This window comes from Pseudomonas sp. P65(2024), from assembly GCF_057480955.1.
On the sequence record NZ_JBLIYX010000003.1, the window covers coordinates 209318 to 224748 of the forward strand.

Here is a 15431-nt window from a genome sequence, read left to right on the forward strand (position 1 = left end):
GGCCATGACCTATGCACTGATCATTTCCAGCCTGTTGTCCTGGGCGATCATCCTGATGCTGATCCTTGCCGTGTGGGCGCTGGCGCGCCAGGTCGGGCTGCTGCATGAGCGCATCCAGCCGGTGGGGGCGCTGTCCCTGGGCAAGGCGATAAAGGCCGGTGACACGGCGCCCGTGTTCACCCTGCCGAGCCTGACCGGGGGCTCGGTCAACCTGGGCGGCGCAAGCGGGCAGGGCACTTTGCTGTTCTTCCTGTCCGAGACGTGCCCGGTGTGCAAGACGCTGCTGCCGGTGCTCGATGCGTTGCGCCGCCAGGAACGCCTGAGGGTCGTGCTGGCCAGCGATGGCGAAGCGGATGAGCACCTGGCCTTCATCGCCGCCCACAGCTTGCAGGCGTTCCCCTACCTGCTGTCGCGGGAAGTGGGCCTGGCCTACCAGATCAGCAAGCTGCCCTACGCTGTGCTGATCGATGAGCACGGCCGCGTCGCCAGCCATGGCCTGATCAACACCCGCGAGCACCTGGAAAGCCTGCTGGAAGCGCGGCGCCTGGGGCATGCCACCGTCCAGGCGTACAACGCCGCGCAACAGGGGATGCAGCCATGACGATCCGTTGGTTCGACGAGGCCACCCAACTGCTGACCCGCCGTGTCGCCCGCGGCACTTCGCGCCGCGGCTTTCTTGGCGGCCTGGGCACCTTGCTGGTCGGCACCGGGGCGACCACCCTGCTGCCGGTGTTTCGCGGCGGCGCCTTTGCCCAGTCCAGCGCTGGTCTGCAGGAGTCGGGTGATCCGAACAGTTGCGAGTACTGGCGTCACTGCGCCATCGACGGTTTCCTTTGCGGCTGCTGCGGCGGCACGTCCAGCAGTTGCCCTCCGGGCACCGTGCGCTCGGACATCACCTGGATCGGCACCTGCCGCAACCCCACCGACGGCAAGGACTACGTCATCTCGTACAACGACTGCTGCGGCAAGAGCAACTGCGGCCGTTGCGTGTGCCAGCGTGACCAGGGCGACACGCCGCTGTACCGCCCGCAGAGCTCCAACGACCTCAACTGGTGCTCCGGCAGCCAGGCGGACATGCCGTACCACTGCTCGCTGTCGGTGGTGATTGGGGTCAAGGAGTAGGGCATGGCCGTGCGCCGGATAGGGCTGCTGACGCTGGCGGTGCTGTTGCTCGCCGGCAATGCCCGGGCCACCGAGCCCCGTCAGTTCGACTACATGCTCAACTGCCAGGGCTGCCACCTGCCCGACGGCAGCGGCAACCCGGCGCGCAACGTGCCGGCGTTTCCCGGGCAACTAGGCAAGTTCCTCGGGGTGCCGGGGGGGCGCGAGTACCTGGTGCAGGTGCCGGGTTCGGCTTTGTCGGGGTTGTCGGACGAAGCCCTGGCCGGCGTCCTCAACTGGATGCTGGCGCGTTTCGACGCCCGTCATCTGCCCGCTGATTTCAACCCCTACACCGGTGCCGAGGTGCGGCAGTGGCGCGGGGCGATGCCCGCCGACGTCGAGACCACGCGCAATCGCCTGCTGCAACGCATCGCTGAACAAGAACGACGATCAGGGAACCCCGACCGATGAAACAAAGCCTTTACGCTGGCCTGCTGGCCATGACCGCGGCCTTCGCCGCCCACGCCGAAGCGCCACCGACCCAGGCCACCACCTGTGTGGCCTGTCACGGTGCCCAGGGCCAGGGCAACCCCGCCCTGGGCGCGCCGCGGCTGGCCGGGCAGCAGGCCGAATACCTGCTCACCCAGCTGCGCGACTTCAAGGCAGGCCGCCGTGGCTATGCCGCCGCAGACACCCATGGCGCACAGATGCGCGCCATCGCCACGACCATAGGCGATGGCGACCAGGAACCGCTGGCGCGCTACTTCGCAGGGCTTGGCGGTACTTCCAGCACTGTGCCAGCTGCGTCCGCTAGTCAGGGGCAAGCGCTTTACCAGGGTACCTGCGGCGCTTGTCACGGCCCTCAGGCAGAGGGCTTCGCGCACTTGAAAACGCCCAATCTGCGCGTGCTTGACCGGGTCTATCTGGAGCGTCAGCTGACGGCGTTCAGCGATGGGACCAGAGGGGGCGAGCAGCATGGCAGCGAGCTGGCGATCTGGATGCGCGGCATTGCCTTGCAACTGCATGACGATGATCAGCGGCGGGTATTGCTCGACTACATCGCCAGCCCTTGAATCGGGGCTGCTGCGCAGCTCATTCACGGCATAAGGCCGCTACTACAGGAATCGTGAAGGCCCACTGTCCCTCTCCAACGGAAATACCTCCTACCATGCCATCACCCAAGTTTCTCAAGGGCTTTCGCCACGAACTGGCCAACCGCGCCTTCGCCCTGGCGGCGGTCCGGCGCATGGCTTCGCGCTTGCAAGGCCAGCCGTCCCATCCATTCTGGAAGACCTATGCCGACCTCGAACGCTTCAATCAACCGCGTTACCAGGCCGCCGCCGACCGCTGGGGGCTGGATACCACGCCCGGCGTACTGACACGGCTCAAGGCCTGGCTGCTGTCCTCGGTCCCGCGGCCCCTGCAAGGCCTGATGCTGCGCATCGTCCACCACGAGACCGTGAAGTACATGGCCTGGCTGCAGGGCCTGCGCCAGATTGGCCCCGCTGATGCGCAGCGTTTCCTCGACTACATGATCGAGCAGGAGCAACTGCAGCTGGACATGATGCGCATGGCGCTCAATGGGCGCTACCGCGATGTGGTACGCCAGGCCGACACCTTCTTCCTCAAATACAACGGTGTGCGGCTGCTGGCCGAACACCCCTTGCCACCTGCCACCGCGGAGCTGCCATGAACGTCCTGATCGTCCATGCCCACAACGAACCCCAGTCCTTCAACAGTGCCATGGCCCGCCTGGCCGTGGAGGTTCTCGAGGGCCAGGGCCACAGCGTTCAGCTGTCGGATCTCTATGCCATGGACTTCAACCCGGTCGCCAGCGCCGATGACTTCCGTCAGCGCGCCAATGCCGACTACCTGGTCTATGCCCTGGAGCAGCGCCATGCGGTCAACAACGGCACCCTGGCCGCGGACATCGCCGCGGAGCTGGACAAGATCCGCTGGGCCGACCTGATCATCCTCAACTTCCCCATCTACTGGTTCAGCATGCCGGCCATCCTCAAGGGCTGGATCGACCGGGTGTTCGTCTCAGGCTACTGCTATGGCGGCACGCGCATCTACGACCGTGGCGGGCTCAAGGGCAAGCGGGCGATGCTCAGCTTCTCACTGGGTGGGCAGAGCCACATGTTCGGGCCGGATGCGGTGCATGGCGAACTTGACGCGATGCTGCGTCCGATCCAGCGCGGGGTGCTGGGCTATGTCGGGTTGTCGGTGTTGCCGCCGTTCGTGGCGTTCCATGTGCCCTACATCAGCAAGCAGGCGCGCCAGCAGTACCTGGCGCAGTACCGCGAGCATCTGCTGACGCTCGATGAGCGGGCGCCGCTGGTGTTCCCGTCGCTGGATGATTTCGATGCCACCTTGCACCCAAGGGTCCTGTGAAGGGGAGCGATGCTCATGCCTGTTCATGTCGAGCGTTGCGAAGGCATCGCGTTTCTCACCCTGGATCAGCCGCAGCGACGCAACAGCTTCGACCTGTCCATGGCCGTCGCCCTGCGCGATGCCGTGCGCGGCCTGGCGCTGGCGCCGCCGAAGGTGGTGCTGCTGCGCAGCCGGGGCGAGCACTTCTCGGTCGGCGGTGACGTCCATCACTTCCAGCAGTTACTGCAACGTTCGCCCGACGCCCGTAGCGCAGGTGTCGCGCAGTTGGTCGGCGCGGTGAACGAGGCGGTGCTCGGGCTCACAGACCTGCCATGCCCGGTGCTGGGTCTGCTCAATGGCGCCGTGGCCGGCTTCGGCCTGTCCCTGGCGCTGGGCTGCGACCTGCTGGTGGCCGCCGAGGACGCCCGGCTGGTCTACGCCTACGGTGCCATCGGCATCACCCCGGACGGCGGCGGCAGTTGGCACCTGCCGCGCCACCTCGGGCTGCACCGCGCCCTGGCCCTGGCGTTGCTGAACACGCCCTTGTCGGCCCAGCAGGCCCAGGCGCTCGGGTTGGTGGTCGAGGTGGTGCCCGCCGACGCCTTGCCGGCCACCGGCCTGGCGCTGGCCAGGCGCCTTGCCGGCGCCGCCGCCGCTGCGCAGACGGGGGCCAAGCGGTTGCTGCGTGCAGGCCTGGAGGGCGATCTGGCCAGTGCGCTGGACCGGGAGCGAGGTGTGTTCGTGAGTCTTTGCGCCAGCGATGACTTTGCCGAGGGGGTGGAGGCCTTTTGTGAGCGCCGTCCGGCGTCCTTCGGCTAAAAAATTCAGCCATCTTCACGGGATCTTGATAATCGCTCGAAGGAACGTTGACAGACCCTCGCTAGAGTGCGCGCCAGTTGAAATGCGCCGGGCAATCCCGGTGCGTTTCCCGTGGTGTCGAAAACCTTATCCAGCGAGTCATGATCATGTTCGAAACAACGTCCATCAGGAAGATACTGGGCACTTCGCTTGCCCTCAACGCGGCGCTTGCCTGCAGCCAGGCCAGTGCCCAGGAAAAGACTGCGCCGGACATCATCTGGGGCGACGAGGCCCAGGTCAGCGCAGGCTTCGCCCTGCATGCCGCGCCGCGCTACATGGGCGCGAAGGGCAGCCAGGGCCACCTGCTGCCATCGGTGACCCTCCAGCGCGGCATCTTCTTCGCCGACAGCCTCAAGGGCGTGGGCGTGCAGCACCAGTTCGACAACGGCTTCAGTGCCAGCCTCTCGGTTGGCTACGACTTCGGCCGTGCCGACGGTGACAGCAAGTACCGCAATGGCTCGGACGATTTGAAAGGCATGGGCGAGGTAGGCGGTGCGACGGTGGTCGACATCAACCTGGCCCAGCAAGTCCTGCCCTGGCTGGCGATCACCGCCGATGCCGAGCTGCGTACCGGTGGCTACAAGCGCGGCAACCGCTATCAGTTCGGCCTGCTGAGCACGCTGCACCACAACGACGCCGACACGGTGACCCTGGGCGTCAACGCCCATTCGGGGCAGGCCAGGTACAACCGGACCTACTTCGGCGTTACCCGCCAGCAAAGCGACAACACCGATTTCGATCGATTCAAGGCCGACCAAGGCATCTATGCCTACTCGGGCGAGTTGTCGTGGATGCACCGGTTCGACCCGCACTGGTCGACCATCGCCAGCGTGAATGTGACGCACTATACCGACCAGGTCCGCCACAGCCCGATCATCCGCCAGGACACGCCAGTCACCTCGACCGTCGGCGTTCAGTACGCGTTCTGATTCAGGCCTGCGGCAGGAACGCCTCTTCGATGAACGCTTCGAGCGCCTGCGCCTCGATGATCTCGATCGAGAAATGCCCGAAACGCTTCGGCAGCCAGATGATGCGGGCACCGGCAGGCGACTGCAGGTGTTCGCGCGCCAGCGGCTTGCCGTTCTCGTCCTCGGGCTGGATGCCGTTGGCCGTCAGTTGGTCATAGGCCTGTTCGATGTCCGGCGTGGAGTAGCAATGGCGGTAGATCATCCCTTCGCCGTGAGTATCGAGCAGGTCCTTGAGGTTGCCCGCCAGCGGCTGCACCAGCATGAAACGCTCCTGACCGATCCGGGCGATGGCGTAGTGCACATGCAGGCCGCCGCGCTCCCAGACGAGCGTGCGCGAGATCTCGGCGCCCAGCACCTGGGCGTAGTAGGTACAAGCGGCCTGCAGATCGGCGACCAGCACATCCACGTGGCTGAATGTCAGGTCCATCGCATCGCTCGCTTTCTCGGCAGGTGTTGTCATCATCAGGCTCAGTGCTGGGTGGGGGAGGCGCTGTCTGCGTTGGCCTGCTCGGCGCCCAGGCTGGCTTCGGCCGCCAGTTTCAGCCGGTCGGCCTTGGAAATGTAGGTGTTGCGGTTTTTCGGCGCCAGCTTGGCGCTGGCCTTCTTGGCGTGGGCTTTCAACAGCTGGTTGATCTTTTTACGACGGTTCATGTTTTTTCGCTTCATTGGCGCCTTGTGGTACGGCAGGACGAACGATACAACAAAGCACCACTGACGAATCGTCATATTCGCGCTACACCATCACCTGACGGGGTTGAACGAGCGACAGGCACGGAGCCTGTCGCACCCGACAAGGAGGTCATCATGCAAGGAACACCACGGCATTGCGCCTGGATGAGAACGCTGTTCTGGGGCTGGCTGGCCGTTGCCTCGCCGATTTTCGCCGAGGAAATCTGCGCGTTGCCCGACGTCGTCGAGCCCGCCCCGGTGCGCCCGGTGGACTATGTCAACAAGGACCTGCCCACCGACTACCTGGCGCTGGTGCTGTCCTGGTCGCCGGAACACTGCGAGACCCAGCGCAACAAGCCCAAGGCGCAACGGGACAAGCATGCCTTCCAGTGCTTCTCCGGCAACCGTTTCGAATGGGTGGTGCATGGACTGTGGCCGCAGAACCGCTATGCCAAATCCAACCAGGACCATCCTCGCAACTGCCAGAGCGTCGGCTCGCTGCCGGCGCCACTGGTCAGGCAGCACCTGTGCATGATGCCGGGGCCGGACCTGATGCAGAACGAATGGCAGGCCCATGGTACCTGTGGCTGGTCGTCCGCCGACCGTTACTTCGCCGATATCCAGCGGGTGTACGACACGCTGCGCCGTCCCGATACCCAGGCCATGCTCGGCCGCAACCCTGGTCCCAATCAACTGCTGGACGCCAAGGTCAGCGATATCAAGCAGGCTTTCCTGGCCCGCAACCCCGCGCTGCCGGCGCAGAGCCTGCGAGTCTCGGTAGGCTCGGGCAACCGGCTGAAGGAACTCTGGGTGTGCCTGGACAAGCAGCTTGCCCCGATCTCCTGCCCGAGCGGCGGGACCCCTGACAGTCAATCGATCAAGGTCAGGACGCCGTTCCAGTAACCGGCCTGCAAGGAGTGCACCCATGCGAGCATCCGCCACTGGCGACTATCTGCGGGTACGGGCTATCGCCGGCACCCATGTCGTGTTCCTGGCCTGGGACTTCGTGACGCCGCCGAGCCTCGAGGCTCTGGTCGGCGAACAGAACCTGCTGGGCTTTGCCGTGCACCGTCGGTACTTCGACGCGGCCGGCAAGGTGCGGACCCAGTACTACCTGCGCGGCCTCAAGCGTTTCGCCGACAAGGACAAGGGGCTGCCACCGGGCACGCTGGTGCCCACCAGCGAGCATCCGATCCAGAGTTTCCTGTGGGCCGACTACACCGTCGCCGCCGATGGGGATTACGAGTACAGGGTACTGCCGGTGTTTGGCGAACCCAAGAACCTGCGCATCGACGAAGCCCGGAGCGTCGCGGTGCGCGTGCGCTGTGAACCCACGCTGGCGCCGGCCGGCGAGGGCTTGGGGCACGATATCCACTTCAACCGCGGCGTGATCGGCTCCCAGGCTTATGCCAGGGAGTTCGACAACGTTGCTCCCGACCCCGATGCGCCGGCATCAAAACCGATGAAATGGCTTTCGCGGGGCTTGTACGAAGCCCTGCTCGACTTCATCGGGCGTGGCGGCGCTCAGGGCATGGGCTTGCGCGCGGCGTTCTACGAGTTCCAGTACCTGCCAGTTGCCCAGGCCCTGCGCGAGGCCGCCCGCGAAGGCGACGTGCAGGTCGTCTTCGATGCGTACAGCAAGTACAAGGCGAACAACCTGGCCACCATCGAGCAGGCCGGCCTGCAGGCCTGGGTTCATCCGCGCACGGTCAGCGAAGGCATCCGCCACAACAAGTTCATCGTGCTGCTCAAGGACGGCCAGCCGGTCAGCGTCTGGACCGGTTCGACCAATATTTCAGCTGGCGGGATCTTCGGCCACTCGAACGTTGGCCATGTCGTCCACGACCCCATCATCGCCCGGCAATACCTGGACTACTGGACGCGGCTGCAACAGAACATGACCCCGGCCAGGCTGCTCGGGCCCAACGCCCAGGCCAGCCCATTGCCCACCTTGCCACTGCAGCCGGGCACCTACCCGCTGTTCAGCCCCCGCGAGCGCAAGGAAACGCCCCAGGCGCAAAAGACCTTGCAGTGGTACGCGGACCTGGCCGGCAATGCCCGGCAACTGGTGTGCTTCACCGCCGCGTTCGAAATCGCCCCGGAATTCCAGAAGGTGCTCCAGGCCCAGAACGACGTGCTGCGCTACGTGATCAAGGACGATCCGCTCAGGAAGACCGAAGACATTGGCACCGACGGTGACGTGATCTTCGCCGCCGGCAGCTACCTGGGCGAGGACAACCCGCTGGTCAACGCGCTCAAGGAGCGTGACAACCCGCTCAACAGCAACGACTTCGTCCATACCAAGTACCTGTTGGTCGACCCCCTGGGCGAGCAGCCCACCGTGGTGACCGGGTCGGCGAACTTCAGCGCCGCCTCCCAGGAAAAGAACGACGAGAACATGCTGGTGATCCACGGCGATACCCGGGTGGCGGATATCTACTTCGGTGAGTTCATGCGCCTGTTCGACCACCACTACGCGCGCTACCTGGCGGCGAAGTACCAGGCCCGGCCGGGGAGCACCGGCAACTACCTCAAACCCCAGGTCGGGCAATGGTTGCCTGCACACCTGGATCCGTCTAACTACCGGTCGAAGCGGCGCCGCTATCTGGTCGGCTGACAGTCCCCTCAGGCCATGCGCCGCCTGGGCATGTAGGTGATTTGCTCCATGATGGGTAGGAGAAACATAGCGATACTGTATGAATGTCCAGTATTTATTGGGGCTTCTCCCAACGGCCGGCTTCTGTGCGCAAAATCGCGCCGTGGACAATAAATCCAGCTCCGTTAGTTTGAAGGCCTCTCCTTCGGAAAGGGAGAGTTCTCAAATCAAATGGAGCTATGAACATGAACCAACCACAAAACCAGAACCCACTCCGCCATGGCCGCGTCACTTCCCCGGCTTCCCGCGGCGCCGTCGCCATCGACCTCGGTGTGTTGAGCGGCTGGCAGGTCGACGAAATGGAAGGCGGCAAGAACTTCCCGGCCCTGGCGGCCGGTCCGTTCCCCGCACCGTTCCAATCGGACAACCCAAGCGTCGCCCCGCCCGCCGACGGCTATATCCTCAGCGGCGGCAAGACCGACGCCCGTGACTGCGTCAACTTCACCGACGAGGAGATGAGCAAGAAGCTCAACCGCGCCTTCACCTGGCCGCTGGTGAACGTCGACCCCGGGCAGCTGTTCAAGGTGACCTGGCGCTACACCGCGCCGCACACCACCCGTGGCTACCGCTGGCTGATTACCAAGGACGGTTGGGATCCGAAACAGCGCATCACCCGTGCGCAGCTGGAGGACAAACCGTTCGCCGAGGACTTCTACCCGCAGGTGCCGTACTACAGCCATGCCGGGGAGCTGAAGGCCAAGGTCGACCACGAAGTGAAGCTGCCGGCCAACAAGAAGGGCCGTCATGTGATCGTCCTGATGTGGATCGTCGCCAACACCGGCAACGCCTTCTACCAGGCCTTCGACGTCGACTTCAAGTAAGTCCGCGGATCTTCCACACGTTCTAAAGGATTGGAACATGTCAAAGATTGACTTTACCCAACTGAAGGGCGCGCGGGACGATGCCGCCTCGCGCATGCCCAGCCTCGAGGGCAAGAAGATCCTCATGGGCTACTGGCACAACTGGCCGGCAGGCCCGGCGGACGGCTACCAGCGCGGGCAGTTCGCCAACATGAGCCTGGAGGAGGTGCCGCGCGACTACAACGTGGTGGCCGTGGCGTTCATGAAGGGCAGCGGCATCCCGACCTTCAAGCCTTACAACCTGTCCGATGCCGAGTTCCGCCGCCAGGTCGGCGTGCTCAACAGCCAGGGCAGGGCGGTGCTGATGTCGTTGGGCGGTGCCGATGCGCACATCGCGCTGAACCCGGGCCACGAACAGCCGCTGGCCAATGAAATCATCCGCCTGGTGGAAACCTACGGTTTCGACGGGCTGGACATCGATCTTGAACAGAGCGCGATCGACTTCGCCGCCAACAAGACCGTCCTGCCCGCCGCGCTGAAGCTGGTGAAGGATCACTATGCCGCCGAGGGCAAGCATTTCATCATCAGCATGGCACCGGAGTTTCCGTACCTGACCAGCGCCGGGCGCTACGTCGACTACCTCAAGGCACTGGAGGGGTACTACGACTTCATCGCCCCGCAGTTCTACAACCAGGGTGGCGACGGGCTGTGGGTACAGGAGGCCAACAACGGCAAGGGCGCCTGGATCGCCCAGAACAACGATGCGCTCAAAGAGGACTTCCTCTTCTACCTGACCGAAAGCCTGGTCAGCGGCACCCGCGGCTTCACCCGGATCCCGGCCGACAAGTTCGTCATCGGCCTGCCGGCCAACGTCGATGCTGCCGCCACTGGCTACGTGGTCAACCCGACGGCGCTGACCAACGCGTTCAAGCGCCTGTACGCCAAGGGCGTGTCGATCAAGGGCCTGATGACCTGGTCGGTCAACTGGGACAACGGGGTCAACAAGGACCACGTGCCCTACAACCAGGAATTCAGCCGACGCTACGGGCCGCTGATCAACGGCACCAAGGCACCTGCTCGCACCCGCAAGGCACCGACCGGCGCCTGATCGAACTCGCATCGGGCAGACGTGCCTGATGCCCGGCAGTCGAGGCCTGCCGAGGTGAACGATCGATAAGAATCCGATGCCGCAAGGCATCGGATTTTTTGTTGTCTGCAGGATAGGGGCAACCCTGTGAGCCCTATGGCCGGAAATAGCGCGCCTCGAACGCGTCCAGGACACTAGAATGTCGCTCATGACCAACCTCTGCCTGGGCTGGTGCCCACCCTATGACGTCGAAGCGATGCTGGGCTTCCTGCGCCTGCGCGCCATCCCGGGCCTGGAGTGGGTCGAGGGCCGGCAGTACGCGCGCACCCTGCGCCTTGTGCAGGACTCGCAGGCGTGCAGCGGCTGGCTGAGCGTGAGCCTTGATGACGAGCGCGCCCAGGCGCAGGTGACGATCAGTGACAGCCTTGCCAGCGTGCTGCCCATGCTGATCAACCGCGTGCGAACCGCGTTCGATCTGGATGCCGACCCGGTGGCGATCCACCGCGTGTTGCAGGCCAGTTTTCCGACCCGCGAAGGCATGCGTGTGCCCGGCACGCTGGATGGCTTCGAACTGGCGGTGCGCGCCGTGCTCGGCCAGCAAATCACCGTGGTCGCCGCACGCACGCTGGGCGCGCGCCTGGTCACCGCCTTTGGCGAGCCCATCCAGACTCCAGTCGCAGCGCTGGACCGACTGTTCCCCACACCGGCCACCCTGGCGGCGGCCAGTGGTGACGCCCTTGGCCGACTGGGCATCACGCGCCAGCGCCAGGCGGCGCTCAAGGCCCTGGCCGAGGCCGTGGGGGAGGGGCGCCTGGTGCTGAGCCCCGGCGTCGATGTCGCGGCCACCTGCGCCCAGTTGCGTGCCTTGCCCGGCATCGGCGACTGGACGGCCCAGTACATCGCCTTGCGCGCGTTGCGCTGGCCCGATGCGTTTCCGGCGGGAGACGTGGCACTGCAGAAAGCTCTGGGTGTGAACAGTGCCAGCGCCGCTACGCAGGCCGCGCAGGGCTGGCGCCCCTGGCGGGGTTATGCGGTGCTGCGCGCCTGGCAAGGGCTGGCGGGCGAGGCGCGTGCAAACTGACAGGCAGCACCCTTGGATCGCGGTGTGGCAAATAGCTATAACTGCCACTCGCCTGATGACCCGCTGCGCTATATCATCGCGCCCCCACAGCCGGCAGCAGTCACCCCTCGACCTACCGTCGGCAACCGATGGAACGCGATCCCCTTCAAGGACTTTTCATGCCTGGATTTCTCCGTGCATTCGCACGTCTGTTACCCCTTGCCCTGTTGACGGGCTGCGCCGCCAAGTCTCCGGTCCTCGTCACTGCGCCCCTGCTACCGGCCGCAGGCGATCCGGTCGCGTACCTGGTCGGCAGTATCGGTCCGCTAGGTCGCGACAGTGCCTACACCAACCAGCGGATCCTGTTGCGCAAGCGCGGCTCGCAATACGGCGCGGCGGCCTGGTGGGGCCATGCCGAGGTGGAACATACCCCGAAGGACATCGAAGAGGTACGCGGCAACGACAAGAACGCGCTCCCTGGCGAGGCCAGCGTCTTCGTCATGCCGCTCAAGCCCGGCGACTACGAATTCTACGATTTCCAGTTCTTCTGGACGGGCTTCAACGGCGCCTACAGCACCCTCCAGGCGCGGGAGCAATTCCTGGTGCCCATGCACCTGGAGGCGGGCAAGGCGTATTACATCGGCGAGTTCCGCTCGCGCTGCCTTGGAACTTCGGCCTGCATGTTCTTCCATGGCGACCAGCAGCCAAGGGATGAAGTGATTGCGCGGCGTCAGAATCCTGGTTTGCCGACCTTGCAGGCGTTGAATCTGAACCTGGCGCCGGCGTTTCCTTTCGTGACGACGCTGCCCGTGGCCGGCTCGGCGGATGATAAGCCAGGCAACCAGGAGTCCAAGCAATGAAAAAGTCCCTGCTTCTCACCGCAGGTCTGCTGCTGGGCGGCTGCGCCGGCACCCAGACCCTCCCCGACCCGCAGATCAGGGACGGCCAGGATTACCTGCCGCCGATCACGGTGATGGTCGATTCGCTCGAGCACAGTTACGAATTACGCAACTACCTGCGAGAAAGCGGAGTATTCAGCAGCGTCGAAAGCGGCAGCGCCGCAGAAGGGCAGACTCAGGTGATGGTCAAGCTGGATGCCCAGCGCAAGGTCGCGCCCATGCCGTTGCTGTTCCTCAGTGCCGCCACCTTGTTCCTGCTGCCGTTGCAGAGCGACATGGACACCAAGGCCGACTTCACCGTGATGCGTGATGGCAAGGTGCTAAATCGCTACCACTATGAAAACTACATGGCCAAGTACGCTTGGCTGCTCGATCTCGGTATTCCCGAGCGCCAGGAAAACATCCGCCGCGTCGCCCGCGCCTTCGCCCGTGACATGCAGGCCGCGAGCCTGGCGGGCAATGCGCCGCAGGCGCAGCGATGAATCGCCTGTGCACGTTGGGGCTGGCCGCTGCGGGACTGCTGGCGCTGGGCGGCTGCAACCCATCGATGAAGCCGCTGGGCTACCACGCTGAAAAACCCTATGTGCCGATGAGCCTGGTGGTGATGCCGGACGGTTACACGCGCTTCGACATCCAGGAGCGCAACGAGCTGACCGCGGCGGTCAGGTCGTCCGGTGCGTTTTCCTTCGTCGACCATGGGGTGCCCCGCAAAGGCTATGGCCTGGTCATCACTCAGCCACCGGGCAAAGGGGCAGGGGTGCTGGTGGCGCTCAACGCGTTGACGTTGCTGACCTTCCCGATGCCCTACAGCTATGTGCACAACCTCACCGGCCAAGTCTACAAGGATGGTCAACTGCTGCGCACCTTCAGCTACAAGCGCGAGGGCCTGAGCGTGGCCGCCTGGTACGTGCCGCCGCCGATCACCGAGAACCAGCGGCAGATGCTCACCGAGCTGATGTCGGACCTGGAGGCCAGCGCGCTGATTCCCCATGTCGGTGACGAGGGGCAGGAGGCGGTGAGCGCTGGGTTGGGGCTGTCCGGCGCAGAGTGAATCTGCCCTGGTTGGAACGGGGCACCGCGTTGGTTCTGGCAGCGCCAATCGCTCAGGCTTGGTTGGCGCTGCTTGAAAGTGCCCTCAATACGGCCATGGCGCTCTGGGCCTCATCCACACCGACAAAGATGTGGTCATGGTAATAGGCCGCCACCACGTTGCAACTGATGCCGGCCTTGCCCAGCGCGGTGGCGAACGCGGCGGTCAGGCCCACGGCTTCGAGGGAGGAGTGGACGGTCAGGGTGATCCAGGCGCACACGTAGGTGTAGGGCAGTTGCATCGCGTCCGCGACCTTTCGCTCCAGGATGACCGTCCAGCCTTCGCGCTCCCTGAAGCTGCTGACAATGTTCAGGTCTTGTAGTTGTGAGGCGTCGGTGACCGTGGCAAAGACATACTCACCGTCATTGAGTACGGGTTTCATGGACTGGAGGAGTTTTTCAATCGAGGTTTCGCCATGCATCGTGTGGGCTCCTGGGGTGGTGAGCCGGCAGTCTAGAGGGTTAACCAGGGACGATTGAAATTAGCATTGCACGCAGGGCATTAGGACAATCGATGAGCCGGGTGCTTATCGACCCAGGCGTAATTTTTCCAGTGCCTCCAGGGCGGCCCGCAGTTCAGCGGATGACTGCGGCTTGTGCAGGTCGATGCCGGTTTCGCGCTCCAGCTGCTGGATAAGATCATCGCGCTTCATGTCGAACTTCTGCGCCACCAGCAGGGCGCATGAACGCGCGTGCGAGGCACGATGCGAGAAGGGCTGGTTTTCATCCAGCAGTTTTCTTCTGTGGGAATTGAAGGACATTGTCTTGCCTGACTATCAATGGCCCATGCCGTCGTCAATAGAATGGGGGGAAACATAGGGCGCAGACTTCTTCAATCGATGTGTTTGCGAAGGAAAAAACGCTTGTGGCCTGGAGGGAAATCGTCGAGATGCCCGAACTCGGTGAACCCATGTCGCTTGTAGAACTCAGGGGCCTGGAAATCGAACGTGTCGAGCCAGAGGCCGACACAGCCCCTCTCACGCGCGACATCCTCCGCCATGCGGATCAGGCGTGAGCCAGTGCCTTGACCTCTGGTCTGTTCAGGTATGGCGAGCAATTCGATAAAGAACCAGCGATAAAAAATCTCCCCATGAAGCCCGCCGATGATCTCGTCGGTAACCTCGTCACGCACCAGCAGAGCGATGCTCTCCGGCTTAGGATCGCCTGCACGGGAAGTGTTGTGAGCCCGCAAGGGCTTGAGGATGGCTGCGCGTTCTTCTTCTCCCGGCCCGACCATCATGTCTATTCGAATCGCCATTGCTAGTCCTTTAGGTCACGACGTTGGGGAATAAACCTTGGTATCCATCCTGTTGCGGATGGAGTACCGGCTGACACTCTACCGCAATGGACGGGTAAATGGTTCATGGTCCTGTGGCCGCTCAGCGCCACGTTGCCAGGCGTACCAGCGAGGGCAACAGCAGCGCCCAGATCGGCGCCAGCAGCAGGGCGGTGGTGACGGTGCCCAACGGCAGGTCGACCTGCGCCAGCCGGGCGCCGGCCAGGTAGGCCAGTGGTCCGCCCAACGCGCCGAACAGCGCCCCGCGCCAGAACGGCCAGCCGGCCCAGGCCAGGCTGTGGCGCAGGCCGCTGGCCAGCACCAGCCACAGCATCGCCAGCCACATGGGTAGAGGACGGCTGTCGAAAGCGAACACGCCAAGCGCGCCGAGCAGGCTATCCAGCAGGCAACCGGCCAGCGTTACGCGCAGTAGCGCCCGGAATTCGCCAGCGCGATCCCGGCACAGGAATACATGCGCCACCATGACCGGCGGCACCACCAGCAACAACCAGGGCCATCGCGCCCCGAGCACGCACAGCCACCAGCCGGCCTGCAGCCACAGGGCATTGGCGATCAGCCAGCCACGGCGCATGGG

General features: G+C 64.4%; 22 protein-coding genes. 16 read left to right on the top strand and 6 right to left on the bottom strand.

Annotation, left to right across the window (positions count from 1 at the left end; genetic code table 11):
- Positions 1-4 precede the first annotated feature (4 nt).
- From mauD to AC25MA_RS06315, 8 genes are all read left to right on the top strand, one after another.
- Positions 5-601: a methylamine dehydrogenase accessory protein MauD gene (gene mauD, locus AC25MA_RS06280; RefSeq protein WP_062364441.1), complete on the top strand. Its 597-nt coding sequence runs from the start codon at positions 5-7 to the stop codon at positions 599-601.
- Positions 598-1122 carry a methylamine dehydrogenase light chain gene (locus AC25MA_RS06285; protein WP_028689280.1) on the top strand — a complete coding sequence of 175 codons (525 nt, stop codon included), beginning with the start codon at positions 598-600 and terminating at the stop codon, positions 1120-1122. Before mauD ends, AC25MA_RS06285 begins: the two co-directional genes overlap by 4 nt.
- A 3-nt stretch (positions 1123-1125) precedes the next feature.
- Entirely contained in the window at positions 1126-1572 is a 447-nt protein-coding gene (locus AC25MA_RS06290; protein WP_486971884.1) for a c-type cytochrome, read from the top strand.
- Entirely contained in the window at positions 1569-2174 is a 606-nt protein-coding gene (locus tag AC25MA_RS06295) for a c-type cytochrome (RefSeq protein ID WP_028689282.1), read from the top strand. The genes AC25MA_RS06290 and AC25MA_RS06295 overlap by 4 nt, the downstream gene beginning before the upstream one ends.
- Positions 2175-2269: 95 nt before the next feature.
- Complete coding sequence (locus AC25MA_RS06300; protein ID WP_051555628.1) at positions 2270-2794, top strand: hypothetical protein; 525 nt, start codon at positions 2270-2272, stop codon at positions 2792-2794.
- Positions 2791-3495 carry an NAD(P)H-dependent oxidoreductase gene (locus AC25MA_RS06305; RefSeq protein ID WP_028689283.1) on the top strand — a complete coding sequence of 235 codons (705 nt, stop codon included), beginning with the start codon at positions 2791-2793 and terminating at the stop codon, positions 3493-3495. The genes AC25MA_RS06300 and AC25MA_RS06305 overlap by 4 nt, the downstream gene beginning before the upstream one ends.
- A 15-nt stretch (positions 3496-3510) precedes the next feature.
- Positions 3511-4293 (top strand): enoyl-CoA hydratase/isomerase family protein, encoded by a 783-nt coding sequence (locus AC25MA_RS06310; RefSeq protein ID WP_028689284.1) that lies wholly within the window; start codon positions 3511-3513, stop codon positions 4291-4293.
- A gap of 146 nt (positions 4294-4439) precedes the next feature.
- Positions 4440-5261, top strand: coding sequence for a MipA/OmpV family protein (locus AC25MA_RS06315; RefSeq protein ID WP_186594881.1), 822 nt, complete (start codon positions 4440-4442; stop codon positions 5259-5261).
- 1 nt (position 5262) lies between these two features.
- On the opposite strand, the gene AC25MA_RS06320 is transcribed toward AC25MA_RS06315, so the two are convergent.
- The gene (locus tag AC25MA_RS06320; RefSeq protein WP_186594890.1) at positions 5263-5727 is read right to left on the bottom strand and encodes a VOC family protein; all 465 of its coding nucleotides are present in this window, start codon (positions 5725-5727) and stop codon (positions 5263-5265) included.
- Positions 5728-5768: 41 nt separating this feature from the next.
- Positions 5769-5951 (bottom strand): DUF2986 domain-containing protein, encoded by a 183-nt coding sequence (locus AC25MA_RS06325; RefSeq protein WP_028689287.1) that lies wholly within the window; start codon positions 5949-5951, stop codon positions 5769-5771.
- Between the two features lie 153 nt (positions 5952-6104).
- On the opposite strand from AC25MA_RS06325, the gene AC25MA_RS06330 reads away from it, so the two are divergent.
- From AC25MA_RS06330 to AC25MA_RS06365, 8 genes are all read left to right on the top strand, one after another.
- On the top strand, positions 6105-6872 hold the full coding sequence (locus tag AC25MA_RS06330; RefSeq protein WP_028689288.1) for a ribonuclease T2 family protein: 768 nt from the start codon (positions 6105-6107) through the stop codon (positions 6870-6872).
- A 22-nt stretch (positions 6873-6894) separates the two neighbouring features.
- Positions 6895-8586 (top strand): phospholipase D-like domain-containing protein, encoded by a 1692-nt coding sequence (locus AC25MA_RS06335; RefSeq protein ID WP_213882794.1) that lies wholly within the window; start codon positions 6895-6897, stop codon positions 8584-8586.
- 224 nt (positions 8587-8810) lie between these two features.
- Positions 8811-9446 carry a lytic polysaccharide monooxygenase auxiliary activity family 9 protein gene (locus AC25MA_RS06340; protein ID WP_028689290.1) on the top strand — a complete coding sequence of 212 codons (636 nt, stop codon included), beginning with the start codon at positions 8811-8813 and terminating at the stop codon, positions 9444-9446.
- A 37-nt stretch (positions 9447-9483) separates the two neighbouring features.
- On the top strand, positions 9484-10533 hold the full coding sequence (locus AC25MA_RS06345) for a chitinase (protein ID WP_486971885.1): 1050 nt from the start codon (positions 9484-9486) through the stop codon (positions 10531-10533).
- Positions 10534-10711: 178 nt separating this feature from the next.
- Positions 10712-11593: an AlkA N-terminal domain-containing protein gene (locus AC25MA_RS06350; protein WP_081791530.1), complete on the top strand. Its 882-nt coding sequence runs from the start codon at positions 10712-10714 to the stop codon at positions 11591-11593.
- 158 nt (positions 11594-11751) lie between these two features.
- Positions 11752-12432 carry a hypothetical protein gene (locus tag AC25MA_RS06355; protein ID WP_069017788.1) on the top strand — a complete coding sequence of 227 codons (681 nt, stop codon included), beginning with the start codon at positions 11752-11754 and terminating at the stop codon, positions 12430-12432.
- Positions 12429-12953 carry a hypothetical protein gene (locus AC25MA_RS06360; RefSeq protein WP_069017787.1) on the top strand — a complete coding sequence of 175 codons (525 nt, stop codon included), beginning with the start codon at positions 12429-12431 and terminating at the stop codon, positions 12951-12953. The genes AC25MA_RS06355 and AC25MA_RS06360 overlap by 4 nt, the downstream gene beginning before the upstream one ends.
- Positions 12950-13522, top strand: coding sequence for a hypothetical protein (locus AC25MA_RS06365; RefSeq protein WP_069017786.1), 573 nt, complete (start codon positions 12950-12952; stop codon positions 13520-13522). Before AC25MA_RS06360 ends, AC25MA_RS06365 begins: the two co-directional genes overlap by 4 nt.
- A gap of 52 nt (positions 13523-13574) precedes the next feature.
- Here the strand turns inward: AC25MA_RS06365 and AC25MA_RS06370 are convergent, their stop codons facing one another.
- From AC25MA_RS06370 to AC25MA_RS06385, 4 genes are all read right to left on the bottom strand, one after another.
- A complete protein-coding gene (locus tag AC25MA_RS06370) occupies positions 13575-13982 on the bottom strand; it encodes an ACT domain-containing protein (protein WP_247284396.1) in 408 nt (135 codons plus the stop codon).
- A 105-nt stretch (positions 13983-14087) separates the two neighbouring features.
- On the bottom strand, positions 14088-14321 hold the full coding sequence (locus tag AC25MA_RS06375; RefSeq protein WP_088852138.1) for a hypothetical protein: 234 nt from the start codon (positions 14319-14321) through the stop codon (positions 14088-14090).
- A gap of 71 nt (positions 14322-14392) precedes the next feature.
- A complete protein-coding gene (locus AC25MA_RS06380) occupies positions 14393-14818 on the bottom strand; it encodes a GNAT family N-acetyltransferase (RefSeq protein WP_088852137.1) in 426 nt (141 codons plus the stop codon).
- A 121-nt stretch (positions 14819-14939) separates the two neighbouring features.
- Positions 14940-15428, bottom strand: a complete 489-nt coding sequence (locus AC25MA_RS06385; protein ID WP_197866317.1) for a DUF2878 domain-containing protein — start codon at positions 15426-15428, stop codon at positions 14940-14942.
- Between the last annotated feature and the right edge of the window lie 3 nt (positions 15429-15431).

Excerpts from the sequence above, each read along its gene's own strand:
- AC25MA_RS06295 (WP_028689282.1), top strand. The coding sequence starts at position 1,569 with ATGAAACAAAGCCTTTACGCTGGCCTGCTGGCCATGACCGCGGCCTTC.
- AC25MA_RS06290 (WP_486971884.1), top strand. The coding sequence starts at position 1,126 with ATGGCCGTGCGCCGGATAGGGCTGCTGACGCTGGCGGTGCTGTTGCTC.
- AC25MA_RS06305 (WP_028689283.1), top strand. The coding sequence starts at position 2,791 with ATGAACGTCCTGATCGTCCATGCCCACAACGAACCCCAGTCCTTCAAC.
- AC25MA_RS06360 (WP_069017787.1), top strand. The coding sequence starts at position 12,429 with ATGAAAAAGTCCCTGCTTCTCACCGCAGGTCTGCTGCTGGGCGGCTGC.
- AC25MA_RS06285 (WP_028689280.1), top strand. The coding sequence starts at position 598 with ATGACGATCCGTTGGTTCGACGAGGCCACCCAACTGCTGACCCGCCGT.
- AC25MA_RS06330 (WP_028689288.1), top strand. The coding sequence starts at position 6,105 with ATGCAAGGAACACCACGGCATTGCGCCTGGATGAGAACGCTGTTCTGG.
- AC25MA_RS06315 (WP_186594881.1), top strand. The coding sequence starts at position 4,440 with ATGTTCGAAACAACGTCCATCAGGAAGATACTGGGCACTTCGCTTGCC.
- mauD (WP_062364441.1), top strand. The coding sequence starts at position 5 with ATGACCTATGCACTGATCATTTCCAGCCTGTTGTCCTGGGCGATCATC.
- AC25MA_RS06380 (WP_088852137.1), bottom strand. The coding sequence starts at position 14,818 with ATGGCGATTCGAATAGACATGATGGTCGGGCCGGGAGAAGAAGAACGC.
- AC25MA_RS06320 (WP_186594890.1), bottom strand. The coding sequence starts at position 5,727 with ATGGACCTGACATTCAGCCACGTGGATGTGCTGGTCGCCGATCTGCAG.
- AC25MA_RS06375 (WP_088852138.1), bottom strand. The coding sequence starts at position 14,321 with ATGTCCTTCAATTCCCACAGAAGAAAACTGCTGGATGAAAACCAGCCC.
- AC25MA_RS06345 (WP_486971885.1), top strand. The coding sequence starts at position 9,484 with ATGTCAAAGATTGACTTTACCCAACTGAAGGGCGCGCGGGACGATGCC.
- AC25MA_RS06365 (WP_069017786.1), top strand. The coding sequence starts at position 12,950 with ATGAATCGCCTGTGCACGTTGGGGCTGGCCGCTGCGGGACTGCTGGCG.
- AC25MA_RS06385 (WP_197866317.1), bottom strand. The coding sequence starts at position 15,428 with ATGCGCCGTGGCTGGCTGATCGCCAATGCCCTGTGGCTGCAGGCCGGC.
- AC25MA_RS06300 (WP_051555628.1), top strand. The coding sequence starts at position 2,270 with ATGCCATCACCCAAGTTTCTCAAGGGCTTTCGCCACGAACTGGCCAAC.
- AC25MA_RS06325 (WP_028689287.1), bottom strand. The coding sequence starts at position 5,951 with ATGAACCGTCGTAAAAAGATCAACCAGCTGTTGAAAGCCCACGCCAAG.
- AC25MA_RS06310 (WP_028689284.1), top strand. The coding sequence starts at position 3,511 with ATGCCTGTTCATGTCGAGCGTTGCGAAGGCATCGCGTTTCTCACCCTG.
- AC25MA_RS06370 (WP_247284396.1), bottom strand. The coding sequence starts at position 13,982 with ATGCATGGCGAAACCTCGATTGAAAAACTCCTCCAGTCCATGAAACCC.
- AC25MA_RS06340 (WP_028689290.1), top strand. The coding sequence starts at position 8,811 with ATGAACCAACCACAAAACCAGAACCCACTCCGCCATGGCCGCGTCACT.
- AC25MA_RS06355 (WP_069017788.1), top strand. The coding sequence starts at position 11,752 with ATGCCTGGATTTCTCCGTGCATTCGCACGTCTGTTACCCCTTGCCCTG.
- AC25MA_RS06350 (WP_081791530.1), top strand. The coding sequence starts at position 10,712 with ATGTCGCTCATGACCAACCTCTGCCTGGGCTGGTGCCCACCCTATGAC.
- AC25MA_RS06335 (WP_213882794.1), top strand. The coding sequence starts at position 6,895 with ATGCGAGCATCCGCCACTGGCGACTATCTGCGGGTACGGGCTATCGCC.